Source organism: Leptospira bourretii, assembly GCF_004770145.1.
In the GTDB taxonomy this organism is placed as follows: Bacteria; Spirochaetota; Leptospiria; order Leptospirales; family Leptospiraceae; genus Leptospira_A; species Leptospira_A bourretii.
In genome coordinates, this window is record NZ_RQFW01000018.1 from 432,579 (window position 1) to 451,303 (window position 18,725).

The window sequence follows — 18,725 nt, forward strand, 5'->3', positions numbered from 1 at the left end:
TCTCTATCGAATTGTAACACTATTCAGAATGGAAACTGCATGATTGGTAATTTCACTCCAGTCTCTCTCTGAAAAATTAGGAGTGTAGATCATATTGATCGTGACACGATATGTTTTTTGGTATTTTTTATGGTAATAAAAGGCGATTATCTTGCTTCCAATGATTTCACCTGGGCCATAAAGGATCTCCATTGGATCTGTTGTGTAGCGAAGATACTGTTTCCAATGAGGCAGTGAGGTAGGAGTCAATCGAAAGTCTTTTTGTTTTGACTCGGAAACAATTTCATCGAAAGATTTCATTGAATCATCAATGATTGATACATCGATTAACAAAGAAAAACATTCGGCAACTTCTTTGCAATCAGCCTTGAAAAAGGTGATAGGATATTTGAATTGTTCCTGCACTGAATCAGATCTCACCGTCATTTTCGGAACATAGATGACAAGAGATTCCACTAGTTCTTGCCTGATTGGATAAAAACGAATCCCACGGTAACTTTTGTTTAAATTGGGTTTCTCCGCCTCTAGTAGGATTAGCGGAAACAATACAATCAGTAAGTAGATCTTTTTCACGATGCTATTCTAAATCGATTATGGTTTTTCATAACCAACTGGATCGTAAATGGATGCTTCAAGCTTTCGTTTGTGTTTTGCTTCATAGGCAGAGACAAACTTCTCCATTTGGCTCTCAGGAACATGTTTCCACCTTTTTAACATAACGTCTTTGAGCGAGGGAAGGTTAACCATACAATCCGTACTTTTTTTCGTTAGAAAATCTATATCATCCATTCGAAGGAAACTAAGATTTTTTGCATTTTGAGAAAATTGACACATGCCTTCATCCGTAATTTTGGCACCTGATCCAACGATAAATCGATCTAAATTGGGGACTTGCGAAACACATGCGAGTTCTGAGTCTGCCAAAGGAATATAATCAAAATCAATCCTTATTTTCGGTGCCTTCAATCCTTTCGCGATTTCACAAATCTGAATATTGTTTAGTTTGACACCACGAATGAGAATTGTATCTAAGTTCGAATTTTTACATACTTGGATTTCTTCCTGGCTAAATTCAGGTAACTCACCCCACTCGATCACCAAGAATTTTAAATTTTTGATCGAACAAATTTTTATTAGATCCCCAGGTAGGTATTGTCCCTTACCATTCATGACCATTGCTGGAACATATATTTTTGTATAATGTCCTATATTTTGTTGATAAAACTTGAAAGATCTGGAGGTTAATTCTTGGATCAGCTCTTCATCCGACATTTTCATAATCTTTTCTGAAGCTGTAGAACAAGTTGTGAGAAAACAGACGAAGAATAAGGATAGTGCCTTTTGCAATGGATATTTCATTTTTATTTCCCTTTTACGTAATCAAAATTGTAAGGGGGATACGCTTTATAGTCATTTAAAGAGTTACTAGGATCCCCTAAGACTGACCCCGCAACATTGTAAGGGTCAAATTCTGTACCATTGACTTTTGTGGATGAAGAACCGTCTACAACTGTATACGTATAACGACCATCTTTTATTGGATTTCTTTGGAGACTGATGGTATGCCCTGAACCACTACCATTATCTTTCACCCTCAATGTTATTGCCAAAGGCTGTTCTTTTTTCAAGAAATCAGCAATGACTTGATAGCCTTCCGATCGAGCAGCTTGAACCGAAGCTGTATTTGAAGGATCTCCTTGAGGAAGTGGTGGATGTGATTTATCGTCATTCCAACGTTTAAACTCACCTTGACCTTGCATATAGGTATTAATTATAGCCTTTGTCCCACCATTAGGTCCAGCAAGTTCCATATTATCTGGTTTCATGAAACCTTGTTCCGTGATTTGTTTGATAAAAGTTGGAAAATCTGGTACACCATCTCCTAAACTTCGTTTCAACATTCCCCCTAAATATTAATCGCTTCCCCGAGCACCGCAGCCGCACTTTCCATAATTCCTTCCGACAAGGTCGGATGTGCATGAATGGTATTAGCAAGTTCTCTTACCGTAATCTCCATATTGGCACCTAATGTCAATTCTGCGATCATCTCAGTGGCCCCACTCCCAATGATGTGGGCTCCTAAAATTTCCCCGTGTTTTTTATCCGAAACAATTTTTACCATTCCGGTGGTGTCCCCTTGGGCCTGGGCACGACCACTCGCGGTAAAAGGAAATTTACCAACAGTGATTTCATATCCCATTGCTTTTGCTTTTTCTTCTGTAAGGCCCACGCTCGCCACTTCTGGATGGCAATACGTACATCCCGGAATATAAGAATAGTTGAGTCTTGCGATTTGTAAATGGTGAGGGTTACCGACTCGCACAGAGATATCTTCTGCCGCACGAATTCCTTCGGCACTGGCCACATGGGCGAGAGCCGGTGTGGCAATACAATCCCCAATGGCATAAATATGATCCACAGTCGAACGGTAGTTACCGACAAAATCCACAAATCCATTTTTTAATTTGATTCCAATTTCATCTAAACCAATATTACCAGTGTTAGGTGTTATTCCCACCCCAACAATCACCTTATCAAAGTTTAACTTTTCCTTTTTTGCGGATTTACGATCTTGTATGGTAAGTTCTACTCCCGTATCCGTAACAGAAGCCGTTTCCACTCCATGGCTCAAATACTGTTCAATCCCTCGTTTTTTAAAACTTCGTTCTAAGATTCCAGAGATTTCTAAATCTTCATTGGGTAGTAAATGGTCTTGGAATTCAATGATCGTTACCTTAGAACCCATACTGGCATAAAAATCCGCAAACTCCACTCCAATGGCCCCCGCCCCAATGATGGCAAGATTAGGAATGACTTTTGGTTCGATCATGGCATCTCTTGCAGATAACACACGTTTGCCGTCAAAGGGCAAAAAAGGAAGGGCTTTGTTTTTAGCTCCCACCGCTAAAATATAAAAGTCGGCAGTGTAAGTGAAAGGTTCACCGGAACTTGGCTTCACTTGGATGGTTTTGGAATTTTGGAAACTAGCCTCTCCATTTACGACGGTGATTTTGTTTTTCTTCATCAGAAACTCAACACCTTTGGCCATTTGGTCTGCCACAGACCGTGAACGTTTGATCACGACATCAAAATCAGCTTTGATATTGTCGCAGGACAATCCAAAACTTGCTGCATGTTTTAAATGTTCCAAAACATGAGCACTTTCTAACAGGGCTTTGGTGGGAATACAACCCCAGTTCAAACAAACTCCACCGAGTTTTTCACGTTCCACAAGACAAGTTTGTAATCCTAATTGTGCAGCACGGATGGCTGCGACATAACCACCGGGCCCTCCTCCAATAACGATGACTTGGAAATGGTTTGGACTAGACATAGGTTCTCCCAATAGATTGGGATACCGTACGAAAAATGGAAAGTCAAGACCTCTTTTTGGCGACGATGAGCATCCTTGCACCGGTTTTTATATATTTTTCACCGTCGTAGTTGCTATAAACATGGAGAACATCAAACTTATTATCGTCTAAGAAATTTCGAACCTGCGGGAAATGAAAAACACGCATCGTATGTTTGTCTTTCAAATCTTTTTGATTCAAATTATATACATAGTTCACTTCAACTATGGCAACATCGTCTGCTCTTGTTAATCGAAATCCTCGATTCCTACGAATGGAAGTGGCACCTTGACGCACATTACTCACAGTGGTGATGGGTTTTCGTTTGATGCGGTGGATGGGATCCGCATTCCAAATTTCTAAAACCAAAAGCCCGGCTTGTTTTAAGTTTTTATAACAATTCCGTAGGAAATTTTGAACCAAATCATCGTTGATGAGATAATTAAAAGTTCCATACAAACAAATCACTGCATCTGCAGGTTGTTTGGCGACGTATACTTCCATTTTTCCCAGTTCAAATTGGCAATGGGGAAAACGAGCCTTGGCAATTTCTAACATCCTGGGAGAACCATCCACACCAAGTGGTTTAAAACCCATTCCTTGGAGTTCTTTGACATGTTCACCAGTCCCGCAGCCGATATCCAAAACAGTATGTATTTTATGTCGCTTAAATGTATCTCGCAAGAAAAGAATTTCTTCCGAAAACTTGCGACCTGGTTCTTCGATGGTAAAATAGTATTCGGCCAATTCGGAATAGAGTTTCATTTGCCCCTAGCGGAAAGGGAAAATCAGTTCAGCGAATCCCCATTTTACCCGTTATATTGAGTAACGGCTAAGTAACCATGAAACGATATACAATTCCCACAATTTTTTTTATCATTGGTGTCATCCTTCAATATACTTTTTATTTCTCCTGGGTGAGTTTCACCCTCCTCACCGTTTCCTGTTTACTCCTCACCCTCTTTTTGTATAGTTTGGATTTCCAAAAACCAGAGTCCCTTGCAGATCAATCACGATCCAATGTTGATGCAAGTGAACCATCGGAAACAAATACAAAACCAGATATTGTCTTTGATACAGAATCTTCTATGCCCATCGAAGCCTCCAACGCAGAACCAAAAACAAAAGACATTCTCTGGAAAAAAGATCCCGTTTTGCTAGCAAGAGAATCAATCCATTCAGAAACAAGGGCCGTGTTTTCTGAAACGGTAAAAGATTTTCCTTTCCCATTTTTTACAGAGAAACTCACCTCAATCCAATATTTTTATTATGATGAAAAAGAGTTTAAAGAATGTTTTTGGCAAAAAGCTGGGATGATGGTGGAGACAGATGACAATCCTGTAGAATGGGAAGAATACGAAGAAGGAAAAATAAAAGAACTACTTCCTGCCATCTCTTTCGACAAACGAAAGTTATATATTCCTCTGACAATGAACGCACATTTATTTGGCTTTTTATGTTTTTCTACAAAAGAATCTTGGAACGAAGCGGATATACAATCCTTCTGGGAAAAATCAAACATCATCTCGGAAAAAATTATGACCAAAAGAGAATATACAAAAGTAACCAAACACCCTGTTTCAAAACTTTATAATGTATCTCACTTTTACCAAATGGCAAAATCAGCATTCGAATCAAAAGAAAAGATAACATTAATTCTTTTCAAATTCATCGATACCAACTTCCAATCAGAGATTGCCATTGGATTAAACATTCTTGGAAAACAGAATGGAGTCCTTGGTTTGGGTTTGTACCAATTGGAGGATCATTTATATGCAAGTATCATTTCCAATGACAAACTCGATGGTTTTTCTGAATTTTTTAAACAGTTCATTGAAGAACTTGATAGTCTAGGGTATCCATCAGAAGTTGCTCTCGGTTTTTCGAACCAATCCACTCCCAAAATCAAATTTGATACTTGGATCAAGGCAGCTTATCAATCTTTGGAAGAAAGTATCCTCTACCACGCAGCCTAAATGGATCCATTAATTGATGAAAAGTTTATCCTGACTGTTTCCCAAGTATTACCGGAACATTTTCAAAAGACTTTACTCGTCTATGCAGACAGAGAAGCTTATGGTCCTTCCAAAAACGAAGGTCTTTGTTTTGAAAATTGTACACTTGTTGAATTTGTTGGTGATATCAATGGAAAAGTATATCTTGCTTTAGATGGATATACAAAACTAAAACTCCTTCCCAAAATTGCCAAAGCCTTTCAAATTGATCCTACTTCCCGCTCTCATTCTTCATCCATCATGATGGAATTTGCAAACCAGATTGCCGGAAAATTAATTACAGAAATGAGACTTGGGCGTTACGAAATTGATATATTACCACCGGAGAACTTGAACCATAAACTAGTTCCAATTTCCTTAGAACATTTTCGCCAATACATTCTTATCTTTAATCTCAAAGATAGAAGAGGAGAAGAATATATGGGTAGGTTATATTTGATTTTATTGTTGGAAAAATTCCCTACTCCGAAAAAGTAAAGCCGAATGAAACCTTATGTTTTGGCAATCCCACTCGTTTTGAGTTATGCTGGGTTGAAACAAAAAAAATCTTTAGAACGTAAAGAACTCCAATTGCCAGACACAGGCAGAAGGGCATTTCATTTTTATCCAACGGGAAAAAATCCTGAATCTCTACCGGGAGTTTATATCCAACATGGCATGAGTGCCATGGGAATTGACGACCCAAGGATTCTGGAACTTGCAGAAAACATTGCTAGTTCTAATCATAGTGTCATTTTACCAGAACTTCCCGAAGTAAAGGGATTAAAAATCGAAGAAAAAACAATTTCCAATATCCAAAACTTAATGTTGGAAATCTATTCCACCAAACATTTATTTAACGGAAATCAATTAGGATACTTATCAGCAAGTTTTTCTGCAGGAATGGGACTCATTGCAGGTTCCAGATCCAATACAAGAGATAAAATAAAATCTTCCATGGCCATCGGAGCCTACTGTGATTTTTTAGATACCGTACCCTTTGTATTTTCAAATTACGAAATTGATCCGTACGCTGTGTACGTAATTCTTTATAACTTTATCCATCGTTTTGAACCATCACTTTCGGAAGAATTAGAACCCGTATATTACGAAGCGGCCCTCGACAATGGATTGAAACGAATAGGGAATGAAGCCTTCGCTCTTAACTTACTTGAAAAAACTTCAAACCGAGCCAAAGATTTTTTTTCCCAAGTGGGACGAGATGGAAATTTCCGTAAAGAACTTGCCAAACGAGTCCTGGACACTGTTCCTAAAAACCTTCCCGAAAATCTTTCGCCCTTTTACCAATTGGAAACTTTGGAAGGCCCGGTCTCTCTCCTTCATGGAAAAACGGATCCGGTGATCTCACCCGACGAATCGGAAAAACTCACCCTCCTCTTCCAGAAAAAACAAATTCCTTATGTCTACCGCACCTCCACTGCCCTCACTCATGGGGATAGCCTCCCGCTCCATTCCCAAATTTTTGGGGTTCCGGCTCTCCTCCAGACCTTCGGAAGTTTTCTATATTGGCTCGACCGATAGAAATTCTCGTTTCTCCTAAAAAATATGCCGATACTTTTAACAGAATGGACGTTAAAAATGCACCGGACTTCAATCCGGAACGGGGACTGAAAATCCAAATCTCCGAGGATCGACTTACTGCAACTTTGGTCGCAAAACCAATTTGGTTGTTAGGTGGTTCTATGAGCAATATCTTGATTTATGAAGCTCTAGACAATGCATCCATTCATAGGGATCGGATTTTGATGAAAGAGGTAGACAAAGCCGCAATCGAAATCGATAAAATTCTCAAAGATCCCACAAAAGTAAAAGAAGATTTTAATTTTATCGTGGCCCAAGGAAACCCCGCCAAACAAGGAGAAAGTGGCTGGATCAAGTTTTATTTTCCAAGAGCACAACGTGTTGTCCTAAAGGACGACGGATCTGCTGATTATAGAAATATCAATAAATATGTTCACGTAAAAGAAGGCGAAAGACTTGCCACATTGTTTGAAGGAATTGCCGGAGAACAAGGGATTGATGTTTTAGGAAATCCAATTTATCCAAATCCTATTGATAGACCAAGACTTACCTTAGGAAAAAATGTACTCCCTAAAACAGTTGAGGATCCGGAAAAACCGGGAAGACAACTCAAAGAATACTTTGCATCCCTTAGTGGAGTTGTTTTTTCTACAGACACTTCCCTTACTGTTTCTCCAGAATTAAATATTGAAAGTAATATTGGACTCGGAACAGGAAACATCAACTTTGAAGGAACCATTCGAGTGAAAGGAACCATTGAAGAAGGTGCAATTGTCAATTGCCAAGGTTCTTTGTACTTAGATGGAAACGTAGAATCATCGGATGTTGTTGTAGGTGAAGACCTAGAAGTCAAAGGTGGAGTGAAAGCCAAAGGAAAAGGTGTCATTCGCATCAAAGGTGACTTACGTACGAAGTTTATTGAAAACGGAAACCTTGAAATTGATGGCGATTGTATCGTTGAAAATTTTATTTTAGGAAGCAAAATTCTTTGTTTAGGAAACGTAATCCTTACCGGAGAATCCTCTTCTATCATTGGATCCGATATCACTTCTTACCAAGGAATCACAGTTTCTTCATTAGGATCTACTGCCCAAATGGATACAGTCGTCGAAGTAGGATTTCATTTTAGAAATGATAGACTCTTTATTGAAGGTAGTTCAAGGCTAGCAGAGTTCGAAAGAGAATTAGAGGCACTGGTGCCAGAAATTCAAAAAATCAAAGAAGTCGTACAAAGATCTCGTGGTAAACTTGATGATGCACGAAAAGAAAAATTCAAAGAAATCTTTGATGCTTATCAGAAAAAAAGTAAAACTGTTGAATTATTAAAATCAAAGATTGAAGAACTGAAAGGTGCACGTTATAACCAAGATAATGTGAAAGTTGTCGTTAGGAATACAGCTCACCCTGGTGCGATAATCAAATACAGAAGACAGGTAGAAAAAATTACCAAGGCCCAAACAGCTTTTGTGATGAACTTTTTTCCAAACCAAGAAAAAGCCATGTTAACAGCTTTCAAAGGGAAATAACCTTACAACGATTATAGTTTTAAACCCAATTTTTTTAACTTGGGAAATATTACATAATGGCAGTACGGGTTCTGCGGATTTAGAGTAAAATAGTTTTGGTGGTAATCCTCTGCAGGATAAAACTCTGGTGCTGGTGCAATTTCTGTCACAATGGGATCAGGGAAAAGAAACGCATGTTTTCGTTTGGACTCCACTGCTAATTCTTTTTGATTTTCATTCAAATAAAATATAACCGAACGATACTGTGTACCCACATCGTTTCCTTGTCGGTTGAGTGTTGTGGGATCGTGAGAAACCCAAAACACTTCTAAAATTTTTGAATAAGAAATTATCTCAGGATCAAATTCAATTTCAATGACTTCTGCATGGCCCGTAGTGCCAGTACAAATTTCTTTATAGGTTGGATTAGGAGTAGAGCCTCCTGCATATCCAGATCTTACAGAAAGAATTCCGGGAATCCTTAGGTATACGGCTTCTGTACACCAAAAACACCCACCACCTAAAATTACTTTTTCCGTCATACAGTCTTTAGACGAACTGAAATCTCATCTGGTCCAAAACATCCAAATTCTGTGATAAAGTTTTTGATTAAGTGAGCTTTGGTTACATCAAAAGACGGATTGAGGGCACGAGCACCAATCGGCGAAGTTTTTCCTTCTGGAAATAAAAAATTTCCATCTTCCGTTTTTAAAAAATCAAATTGTGTCACCTCTGATTCTTTTCGCATTTCGATAGGAATTTCATCCCCAGTTTTCAAATTTAGATCAAAACTGTCTTTTGTGGCGCAGACATAAAAGGGAACTCCGTGTTCTTTGGCGACTATCCCTAAATTGTAAGTCCCAATTTTGTTAGCAGTGTCTCCATTGGCAGCGACACGGTCACATCCAACTAATACCGCATCAATTTTTCTGTGGTTCATGAGCCATCCGCTCATCCCATCAGTGATGATATAACATTCGATTCCCTCTTCCATCATTTCAAAGGCAGTGAGTCTCGATCCTTGCAAAAAAGGCCTTGTTTCGTCAGCGTACACAATGACTTTTTTCCCTGAGTCCCGCAAACTTCTGATGACCCCGAGGGCCGTTCCATGTCCGGCCGTAGCCAAAGCACCGGTATTACAATGCGTAATGATATGAAATTCCGATTGGTCCTTGGAAAATAAAGAAACTCCATTTTCACCTAACGCTTTATTGGCGGCTAAATCTAATTGAACCATCTCATTGCCATAGGATTCCCAAGAATTTGCGATCAAACTCCAATCGGTAATGCCTTGGATTCGATTTTTAGCTTCACGGATGGCGTAACTCAAATTAACAGCAGTAGGTCGAGATTCTAGAACGGAGGTAAGTAGAAAGTCAATCTCCTTTGCGGAGGCAACTCCCACCCGGGATTTTGCACCTAAAGTCAGACCAAAAACTCCGGTGATGGCGATGGCAGGTGCTCCCCTAACAGCCATTTCTCGGATCGCTAATATGGTTTCTTCAACAGTTGTTATTTTTAAAAATTCTTTTTTTCCAGGCAAAATCCTTTGGTCAAGAAGTTCCAAATGGGAGGATTTCCATTGGATGGGTAAAAATTCCGGGTGAGTCATCGATCCACTTTTTTGGTGCGATGCAGAAAAAAAATACAAAAACAGGTTGACAAATCCCTGTGCAGCGCACAAAAAGGAGTGGTGCAATGCACAAAACAATACCGAAAAAAGGAAAATGAAAATGGAACAACAAGTAAAAGACGGATTAAACTTCATCCTAGGTGCAGTGAACACAGCAAAAGTAGAAGCTGAAAAAGCTTTCTCTAACATCAACACTGGATTTCAGTCTTTAGCTGCAAAAGGTGCGCAAGACCAAAGTGAAGTTTCTGTAAACCTTAGAAAATACCTTCAAGAAGGAATTTCTCAAGTAGAAACAATCATCGGAAAAGCAAACACTGTTGTTGCTGAAACAAAAGCAAAAGTAGCAACTGTTACTTCTAAAGCTTAAGTAAATTTATTTTAATCAAAGCCCGGATACTTTACCTCTATCCGGGATTTTTTTATTGAGTTCCTCTCTCCATTCTTTCCAATACGCACCCAATTCTTTTGCAAAATAAACTTCCAGAGCACTAAATTCAGAAAAACTTTCATAATTGATTTCAAACGAAGTAAAATTTTTTTCCGCTGCAGTCAAAAGTCTCGTTCGGTATAGGTCCATAAGTTCCAATCGGAATTCATGAAACATTCGATCCATACTGATCTCCCAAAAGGAAAAAAGTTTTTCTAAGGCATTTGCAAAGATATGATCTGCGGCTAAAAACGAAAACTCCACCGAATCTTTTGCAATCTCCACAAAGAGAGACTCCCATAAATCCGAGAGTATACTTTCTTTATTTTTACAATCATAAGCCTGACAAATGGATGTCCCATAAAACGAAAAGTTTTGGCTTTTTGGATCCCCAGTAAAAATTGGGTGGATCATACAACCTATTCGTTGTTTGGCGCTATCTACATATCCCAAAAATGGACAATTATAAGTCATCTCATCTTTTTTGGAAATCCCTGCTTCCTTTGTTTCTCTATCTTTACGAAAGATAGGGAAACTATGCCTAACCTCAAAATTGACGGTTGATTGAAACTCAGAAGTCCGTTCAGATAATAATGTTTTAAATTCTTTAGGAGATAATTTTAAATTAAATAATCCACAGCAGGCACCGCATGATACGTTACCAAGATCTGGATGGCATAAACTCAACTCTGTTTTGCTCCTGGAGCAAAAGGAGTAAGACCATTAAACACAAGTTCTAGGTCTCCCGTTTCTTTTCGTTCTTTAAAGTAAGTAGGAAAAGGAATCACAATCTTACGGTTTTCATGAACCAGTACAAGATTTCCTTTGTGTTTTGATAGTTGTTCTTGTAATTTATCTTTTGAACCAGGAGAGGATGGATATAAATAGGCAGGTTTGATCCCTTTAAAATAAAAATGTGGATTTTGATTTTCGGATACCAAAAGAACACTAACTTTCTCTAGTTCCGAAAACTCTAGTAACATATTCTCCAAAAAGAACTGCATAATGATCTGATAAGATTCTATTTCTTCTTCTTTGATCTCTTCTTGTTCCCAAGATTCCATCCATCCAACAATTTTAAAAATAGTTTCTTTTTGTTCATGTAAAACAGGTAAGGCCGCTTCTAAAATACTAGAAATCTTTAGTTTTTGGAAATCCCAAACACAACCATACACAAGTTCCCACCACTTTCGAAGCGATACCGCATCATCGGGGTTATTCGGGATTGATTTGTTCATCGCATGGGCGGCATGGTCACTAAATACCATCATTCCCACAACCTGACTGATTGCTTCAAACAACTTAATCAAATTGACCAAATTACTTTTATCGATGGATTTTGCTTTGTTGGAATTGATTAACTTTGAGTAAGCAACGGCAATGGGTGTGGGATAAAACTCGATTACAGAAGTTGGATTTAAGATTTTTGCTGAGTGAAAATTTCTTCTATCTTTTACAAATAAAGAAAAATCAGGATTCCCATACAAAGCATAATTTGCCCAGGTTAAGTCGTTTGCATGATAATTTCGTCTTGCAAACTCTTTGGATAAATACAAGGACTCACCTACAGATTTATCAGAAAATAGAAAGGTATAAAACCTGACGGTAAAATCAATGGTTCGTTCGTTATCTAAAATTTCCCAATTGGTTCCAACAAAGGTTTTAATTCCAGCAGTTAAAAAAGCACCCGCATACTGATTCAAAATATTCGGATTTAACTTTTTACCAGCAGACTTTGCTGACATACAAGAGTTAGAAAATACTAAATCAGTATCAATTCCTGTTGATTTGATTTCGCGTGCTTTTAAAACCTTTCCGTCTGACAACAACCAACCATTTTCTAATGAGTCATCTGAAAAATGTAGGTGCCCCGAATAATGAATGATATGTTTGTCTTTGATAAGAGAGAGTAACTTTAATTTGGTGACTTGTTTTCCGCCAATGAACTCAAGTTCCAACAAATGTGTAGGAACCTTTTGACTTAAAACAGAAAACAATACCTCACCTTCTTTTTGCGCGTGGGGAAGATCCTCTGTTGGATCGGCAATGATAAGCATCTTAATCTTTCGATTTTCATGGTGAGTGGGGCGATGTAATCCACCACGAATTGTTTTTCCAATTCTAAATTTGTCGGAAAGAAAACTGGCACCATCGTGCAGAAGTTCCCAAGGAATGAGAGCAAGAGCTGGGTCTATATTAAAATGAATGCTGTGTTTGGTTGTGTTTTTTAATTTTTCAATGATGGATGCAGGAAAAAACTGTTGGTAAAAAGTTTCGCCAAGTACTTTTAAATCTTGGAGAATGTCAGCATTGAGAATCTGGTTTGAATTAGAAAGTACTGATTGAGAAACATGGACCAGTCTCTCTACTTCTCCCAAGTATTCAAAAATTAGATCATCATCTAACGTGGATTGGATATGTGACTCTTCTACGGGAAGATTATCTTCTAAAACATTGAAGATATTAACGTTTCCAACTCTGTCGATGATTAGGGAGAGCATGCTCCCATGAAGTTATCCAACAAGGATAGACAAGTCAAACGATTTTGATTGGCCTGGACCTACAAACTCAATGGTGTAACCACCTGGGACTAACCCGGAAAAGCTGGCGCTGCCTTCTAAATTAATTTTACTAGAAAGAATGAACCGCCCCTCTCGACGTAAGTTGACTTGTTGGAAAGCAGGAGTTCCCTCGGCTTTCACAGAAAGGTAAACTTCACCTTGGTTTTCTTTTACGATTTGATAGTAGAACTTTTGGTTTTGGCTGGTGGTTTCCTCAAAAATCACAGAGTTTGCTTCTCCGGACCGAACCTCTGCCGATGCCGAACGCATCGAAGGAGCAAATTCAAAACTCTCTTTGATTTGCAAACTTTCCACAAGACTATCAATCACACGAACTCCTGTCTGTGTGAGTCGAACGATGAGGCTGTCTTTTTTTTCTGGAAGGACTAGATTCTTACGAGTGTATTCTTTTAAAAATTCAGGGAGAGGGAGAGGAGATTTTCCCATTGTCAATTCCGCTTTGGCAAGGTCCCAAGACTCAGCAAACGGATGGTTTTCCACTAGTTCTTGGCGCATATTGGCGAAGAAAGCCTCTTCACATAACCAGAATGCTTCCAACAAATCAGGATGATTTTGCAACTCACCCTCACTCGGAAACTCTCCTCGTATAAAGATTTCTCTCGCCAGCTCCATTGTCTCTACGTTAAAACCCTGATCTTCCATGTCAAACTCCACTCTCTTAAAGTATGACGAAGGAAATCAGCCCTCTCCAGCCATCGAATGCATTTTTTTTTGCATTTTTTCGAGAACTCTTAGCAAGGTCACACTGACTCCACCTTCGGAAATCCCTAAGATTCTGGCAATCTCTCTGTACGGTGTCCGGACGAGAAAGTGCCCTTTTTGCTTTTTCTCGATTAGTTTTTTTCTTTGTTCGTACTTTTTCGCAAGGGCGTGGTCCAAACGTTCTTTATAATATTGTGCTTCTACAGAATCCCCTTGTGCCTTGGATTTTTTCTGTTCTTTCAAATCCAGAATATTCAAATACAGGGAAGTGATTTTATCTTCCATTTTTAAGTTTTCTTCTTCACGGCCGGAAAGTTCTTCCCGAAGACGTAAAACTTCAACCCGGATCTCTTCTTCGGAACGATTGGTTTTTTCGGCTACGAAACGAACCTCTTCTGGATCTAGATGGAGGTAATAAACAAAGGACAATTTGAAAACCACTCGGTTTTCAATTTTGATTGTGGATAGTATGGAATGAAATTGGTCTGATACATCGATTGCTAAGGCCAAAGCTTCTGATCTTTTGTCAGGTTCATCTTCGATCGTACTATATTCTTTTCCTTCCTTATTGACTTTGGAAATCGTTTGGGTTTTGACTTCTCGTTTGGTGCGTTGCCAATCAATGAGTAAATTGCGAAGGACTGAGAAAAACCAGGTTTTAAAGCTAGATTTTCCCACAAAACTTTTGAAACGTTTCCCGGTTTTTAACCTTTCAAATGCATAGATATAATAATCAGATGCATCATCTTCACTTAAGTGGAAAACACGGATGGGAAAATTGTAAATATCTTGCGAATAGATATCAAAAAATGTTTGGAGAGATTTTTCGTCTCCACCACCACAGGCTTTGACAATCTCTAAAATTTCTTCGTTGGTATAAGAAGTCTGTTTCATTATCTACTTTCCTAAAAAGGAACCTGCCTGGAGACTTCTCTAAACATGAGAAGTATTGTTGTAGTATTGAGTCTCTTGGCAAGTTTTATTTTCGCAGAGGAACCCATCTCTGATATAAAACCCGAGTTTGTTTGGCCCATCCAGGGTTTGGAATTGCCTGGTCTCATCACGAGCACCTTCGGTGAGTCCAGAAAAGACCATTTTCACAATGGATTGGACATTTCTTCGGTTTTACAACCTGTCAAAAGTATGAGCCAGGGATTCATCCTATACTCCCGTTATGCGGAGGACGACCCATTTGAAGAGGAACGTGGGTCTGGAAATATTGTCTGGATTGCACATAAAAACGGTTATGTGAGCGGGTACTACCATTTAGGTGGGACAAGAAATGAAACGGTTCGGACAGGCAAACAGGTCTCTGCCGGTGATACCATTGGAATTTCTGGAAATACAGGACATTCCACCGGAGGCCACCTACACTTTGTTTTGGGAAAGGATTATGGAAAAACTCTCCTCGATCCCCTAACCTACCTACCTCCAGTGGAAGACACAATGCCTCCACAGATTGCCAATCTCTTCATCCATGTAGGGGAAAATTACACCAATCTCAACGATGGTGACAATATCAATGTGTCCAAAGCTTTTCCTCTTACCGTCAGTATCCTAGATGGGGGAATCAAAAATAGCCAAAGAAGAGGAATCAAAGAAGTAAAATTTCTTTTTAATGGAGAGGCTTATAAACAAGCAAACTTTGAATCCTTACGTTTTGAAGAAGGAAAATGGAAAACCAAAGAGGGACATAGTTTTGATGATTTGTTTTTTAAGGATCGTTATTTGGTAGGTGTTCTCAATCTAAAGGCAGGTGAAAATACCATCAAAGTACAAACAAAAGATTTTAGCGGACAAAATTCTGAACGAAGTTTCAGCATCAACATAACAAGAATTAGTGGGGGGAATTAACCCCTCCACCAAAGAATACTTAACTACTAAAATTTGTTTATCTTAGTTGTTAGAATACAAAGCTGAAATCTCCGATTTGTATTTATCGGTAATCACATGTCTTTTTAAAGAAAGTTTTGCCGTCAGTTCATCACCTACTTCAAAAGGTTTTGGCAAAACTACAAGACCTACAACTCTTTCAAAGGATTTGAATCCAGTTTGTGCATTCACTTTTGCTTTGATTTCTGTTTCTATTTTCTGAATGACTTCTTTTTGTTTCCAAAATTCTCCCGTAAATGGTTCTTCAAATCTAGATATATTCGGGTATACTAGGACACTCAAATACTTTTGGTCTTGTCCCACAACCATACACTGATCGATCCATTCCGATTCTAAAATTTTTGATTCAATAGGAACTGGCTCCACATTCTCGCCACCTAACAAAACTATGGTTTCTTTCGAACGTCCCACAATTCGTAAATTATGATTTGCTGTAAAAATTCCTAGGTCACCTGTATTCAACCATCCATCGACCAAAACTTTATTTGTGGCATCTGGATTTTTATAATAACCGGCCATTACTTGTTTGCCTTTTACATGGATTTCGCCCTTTCTTCCAAATACAAATTTTCCAATTTCAGTATCTAAAAAAACTTCTCCTGTATGAAGGTCCACAAGACGTAAATTAGTTTTTGGAAAAATACGACCCACAGAACCAGGAATGATTTCTTCAAAGGTTCTCATCGCAAGAACAGGTGCCGTTTCCGTCATTCCATACCCTTCTAAAACTGGGATACCAATTGTATTAAAAAATTCATCCACATGGTATGGCAATGCTCCCCCACCGGAACAAGATCCTCGAAGTTCCCCTCCTGTTGCTTTTCTAATTTTTGATAAAACTAAAAAATCAAAAAAGAGATGAGGTATACTCACTAAAAAAAATCGATACAGATGATAAAGAAATCGAATGGATTGTTTCCAAAACACAACAGGATGAATGTCTAAAACGTTTCCTGTGATGACTTGTCTTGAAAGAAAAAATCTTTTGGCAAAAAACATCGCAAGTTGGAACATCTTTTGTTTTACAGGTGAAGACTTGGCAAGTGTTCCAAGGATTCCTGAATATATACTTTCCCATAACCTTGGAGCCGAGGCCATAAAATGAGGTTTTACAAATCGTAAGTCTTCCTTTAATGTACGAACGCTACTATAATAAGTACAAGCACCGTAATACAAACTAAAGATTTCAAAAATTCTTTCGAAGATATGCCAAATCGGTAAAATCGATAAAGTTCGGTCTCCTTTTTGTAAACGAATCGGGAGATTCTGTAGTTGGAAGAGGATATTTCCTTGGGTTAACATAACACCTTTGGGAGTACCTGTCGTTCCAGAAGTATAAATCATGGTAAACAAATCGGATTCTTTTATGGTGTTGTTTAAAAATATTGTATCCGATGGATCGGCTTTACGAAGTTCTTTCCCTTTAGCAACTAACTCTTGCAAGGTAGATATTTTAATTTTCCTAGAACCAATTTCTTTATTTCCCTCTTTGGGAGGATACATGATTACAATTTCCTTTAAAAATTCCAATTCGGATTCTAATCGAATCACTTTTTTAAATACAACTTCGTTTTCTACAAAAAGTATTTTGGATTCAGAATGATTTAGAATGTACAAAATATCATGTTCTGTTACATCAGAGGCTCTCGGAACATCGACAGCTCCAAGCAGTGTCACTGCAATGCTTGTTTGTATCCACTCGTACGCATTGTCCGCAAAAATAGCCACTTTTTCTCTTTCGGACAAACTCCCTTTTAGCCCAAAGGCCAAATCCTTTGCATCGATGAGCAAGTCATCATAAGTTTTATACTGATAAACACCGGTGCCCATCCGTGTTGCAAAAGCATTTTTGTTACCGAATTTTGCCGGAAGGTTTAAATAAAAATCAATCATGGTTCGCATTGAATTTCCTCGTTACGAACCAATTCTAATTTAGATTTTTTTAACTGTCGTCTTGGGGAATTCTTTGAGACTAAAAAAATGAAATGGATTTAAGTCAGTTTTGATTGTTTTCGAAACTCGGAAGGAGTAGAACCAACCGTTTCCAAAAAAACTCGATTAAAAGTGGATTTAGAATTAAATCCAACTGAATCGGCAATGGAAAGAATCGACCTTTCCTCCGATTCCAATAACAAACGTTTTGCTTCTTCGATCCTATATTGGTTGATGTATTGGTAAAATCCAAACCCATACCGTTTATGAAAGTATTCAGAAAGTTGGCCAGGTTTGACTTCTGCCATCTCAGCTAGTTTGGAAAGACTTAAGTCTTCATCACAGAACACTTTTTCTCTCATCAATTCATACAATCTTTGGTCGATGGTTTCTAACTGAACAGATACCAACTTAGATTTTTCATATTTATTTCTTTGGATACTATCGCGAACATCCGAAACAAACGGAGCCCAAAGTTCACGAGTAAAATAATAAAAGTACATAAGAACCGGTAAAAGATAAGCACTGAGTTTACGAAAAAAAGGAATTTGAAATGTAAATCCAATACTTCCCAGTAACAAATCGATCCAGATCAATAGAATGAATATTAGAGAATAAATTGCTTTTTTTGTAAAAAAAACAGACAAACGTACATTCGGAATCCATTCTTTCAGAAGAAACAATCCAACTGAAAGTAAAATAGAAAGTTTAATACCAAAGTTTAAGCCAACCACCACCGATCCATATTCTGTTTTGGTCATTTGTTCCAAAACATCTAACTGGTAGGAATCTGATCCGAAATAAAAGGGAAACAAAAGTAAAACAGAAACAAAAGCAGGAAGAAAATGATAAATTTTGATTTGGATCGGTTTTTCCAAAAACAAATATTCTAAATAAAAATAAAGTAATGTTGAGGATAGAAATACAAACGGGATATGAACAAGTGCAATGATTGGGAGGTATTTATAAAACCCGGTGAACATAAAAGCACCGGTAAGTAACCAAAGTCCTGTGGAAAATAAAATAAAAGACCAAACAAATCCAGAAAGATTGCTGTTTCGAACTAAATTGGATAGAGACCAGATCAAACAAAATACGGACCCAGATCCCATCCAAAGAAACTCAAATAAAAGATTTAAGGATACAGATCCAGTCTCCACAA

General features: G+C 38.2%; 19 protein-coding genes. 6 read left to right on the top strand and 13 right to left on the bottom strand.

The genetic code is table 11. The features are described from left to right. Positions 1-3: 3 nt before the first annotated feature. The 5 genes from EHQ47_RS13995 to EHQ47_RS14015 are packed head-to-tail and all read right to left on the bottom strand — an operon-like array spanning position 4 to position 4,118. A complete protein-coding gene (locus tag EHQ47_RS13995) occupies positions 4-573 on the bottom strand; it encodes a hypothetical protein (protein WP_135777405.1) in 570 nt (189 codons plus the stop codon). An 18-nt stretch (positions 574-591) separates the two neighbouring features. After that, on the bottom strand, positions 592-1,359 hold the full coding sequence (locus EHQ47_RS14000; protein ID WP_135777406.1) for a hypothetical protein: 768 nt from the start codon (positions 1,357-1,359) through the stop codon (positions 592-594). 2 nt (positions 1,360-1,361) lie between these two features. Next, positions 1,362-1,898 (bottom strand): hypothetical protein, encoded by a 537-nt coding sequence (locus EHQ47_RS14005; RefSeq protein WP_135777407.1) that lies wholly within the window; start codon positions 1,896-1,898, stop codon positions 1,362-1,364. An 8-nt stretch (positions 1,899-1,906) separates the two neighbouring features. Beyond that, positions 1,907-3,334 (bottom strand): dihydrolipoyl dehydrogenase, encoded by a 1,428-nt coding sequence (gene lpdA / locus EHQ47_RS14010; protein ID WP_135777408.1) that lies wholly within the window; start codon positions 3,332-3,334, stop codon positions 1,907-1,909. Positions 3,335-3,377: 43 nt separating this feature from the next. After that, on the bottom strand, positions 3,378-4,118 hold the full coding sequence (locus tag EHQ47_RS14015; protein ID WP_135749759.1) for a class I SAM-dependent DNA methyltransferase: 741 nt from the start codon (positions 4,116-4,118) through the stop codon (positions 3,378-3,380). Between the two features lie 77 nt (positions 4,119-4,195). Between EHQ47_RS14015 and EHQ47_RS14020 the strand changes: the two genes are divergently transcribed. The 4 genes from EHQ47_RS14020 to EHQ47_RS14035 are packed head-to-tail and all read left to right on the top strand — an operon-like array spanning position 4,196 to position 8,415. Next, positions 4,196-5,329: a hypothetical protein gene (locus EHQ47_RS14020; protein ID WP_135749758.1), complete on the top strand. Its 1,134-nt coding sequence runs from the start codon at positions 4,196-4,198 to the stop codon at positions 5,327-5,329. After that, a complete protein-coding gene (locus tag EHQ47_RS14025; RefSeq protein WP_135749757.1) occupies positions 5,330-5,845 on the top strand; it encodes a chemotaxis protein CheX in 516 nt (171 codons plus the stop codon). Between the two features lie 6 nt (positions 5,846-5,851). Next, entirely contained in the window at positions 5,852-6,889 is a 1,038-nt protein-coding gene (locus tag EHQ47_RS14030; protein WP_135777409.1) for an alpha/beta hydrolase, read from the top strand. A gap of 44 nt (positions 6,890-6,933) precedes the next feature. Next, positions 6,934-8,415 carry a DUF342 domain-containing protein gene (locus EHQ47_RS14035; protein ID WP_135749810.1) on the top strand — a complete coding sequence of 494 codons (1,482 nt, stop codon included), beginning with the start codon at positions 6,934-6,936 and terminating at the stop codon, positions 8,413-8,415. 11 nt (positions 8,416-8,426) lie between these two features. Here EHQ47_RS14035 and msrA read toward each other — a convergent pair whose 3' ends face one another. Together msrA and mtnA are read right to left on the bottom strand one after the other, a co-directional pair. Next, the gene (msrA, locus tag EHQ47_RS14040) at positions 8,427-8,936 is read right to left on the bottom strand and encodes a peptide-methionine (S)-S-oxide reductase MsrA (protein WP_135694589.1); all 510 of its coding nucleotides are present in this window, start codon (positions 8,934-8,936) and stop codon (positions 8,427-8,429) included. Then, on the bottom strand, positions 8,933-10,006 hold the full coding sequence (gene mtnA / locus EHQ47_RS14045) for an S-methyl-5-thioribose-1-phosphate isomerase (RefSeq protein WP_135749809.1): 1,074 nt from the start codon (positions 10,004-10,006) through the stop codon (positions 8,933-8,935). Before mtnA ends, msrA begins: the two co-directional genes overlap by 4 nt. A 121-nt stretch (positions 10,007-10,127) precedes the next feature. Here mtnA and EHQ47_RS14050 point away from each other — a divergent pair, with 121 nt between their 5' ends. Beyond that, entirely contained in the window at positions 10,128-10,394 is a 267-nt protein-coding gene (locus tag EHQ47_RS14050; RefSeq protein ID WP_035983335.1) for a sigma-54 down-regulated protein, read from the top strand. A 15-nt stretch (positions 10,395-10,409) separates the two neighbouring features. On the opposite strand, the gene EHQ47_RS14055 is transcribed toward EHQ47_RS14050, so the two are convergent. Genes EHQ47_RS14055 through EHQ47_RS14070 form a run of 4 tightly spaced genes read right to left on the bottom strand, consistent with a single transcriptional unit; the run spans position 10,410 to position 14,632 of the window. Then, complete coding sequence (locus EHQ47_RS14055; protein ID WP_135749755.1) at positions 10,410-11,141, bottom strand: hypothetical protein; 732 nt, start codon at positions 11,139-11,141, stop codon at positions 10,410-10,412. Next, positions 11,138-12,955: a CHAT domain-containing protein gene (locus EHQ47_RS14060; RefSeq protein WP_135749754.1), complete on the bottom strand. Its 1,818-nt coding sequence runs from the start codon at positions 12,953-12,955 to the stop codon at positions 11,138-11,140. The genes EHQ47_RS14055 and EHQ47_RS14060 overlap by 4 nt, the downstream gene beginning before the upstream one ends. Positions 12,956-12,967: 12 nt before the next feature. Then, positions 12,968-13,678, bottom strand: coding sequence for a hypothetical protein (locus tag EHQ47_RS14065; RefSeq protein WP_135749753.1), 711 nt, complete (start codon positions 13,676-13,678; stop codon positions 12,968-12,970). 36 nt (positions 13,679-13,714) lie between these two features. Further along, complete coding sequence (locus EHQ47_RS14070; protein WP_135749752.1) at positions 13,715-14,632, bottom strand: sigma-70 family RNA polymerase sigma factor; 918 nt, start codon at positions 14,630-14,632, stop codon at positions 13,715-13,717. Positions 14,633-14,677: 45 nt separating this feature from the next. Here EHQ47_RS14070 and EHQ47_RS14075 point away from each other — a divergent pair, with 45 nt between their 5' ends. Continuing rightward, on the top strand, positions 14,678-15,592 hold the full coding sequence (locus tag EHQ47_RS14075; protein ID WP_135694583.1) for a M23 family metallopeptidase: 915 nt from the start codon (positions 14,678-14,680) through the stop codon (positions 15,590-15,592). A 42-nt stretch (positions 15,593-15,634) separates the two neighbouring features. On the opposite strand, the gene EHQ47_RS14080 is transcribed toward EHQ47_RS14075, so the two are convergent. Together EHQ47_RS14080 and EHQ47_RS14085 are read right to left on the bottom strand one after the other, a co-directional pair. Then, positions 15,635-17,533 (bottom strand): AMP-dependent synthetase/ligase, encoded by a 1,899-nt coding sequence (locus tag EHQ47_RS14080; protein WP_135777410.1) that lies wholly within the window; start codon positions 17,531-17,533, stop codon positions 15,635-15,637. Between the two features lie 89 nt (positions 17,534-17,622). Continuing rightward, positions 17,623-18,723, bottom strand: a complete 1,101-nt coding sequence (locus EHQ47_RS14085; protein WP_135777411.1) for an AraC family transcriptional regulator — start codon at positions 18,721-18,723, stop codon at positions 17,623-17,625. Positions 18,724-18,725 lie beyond the last annotated feature (2 nt).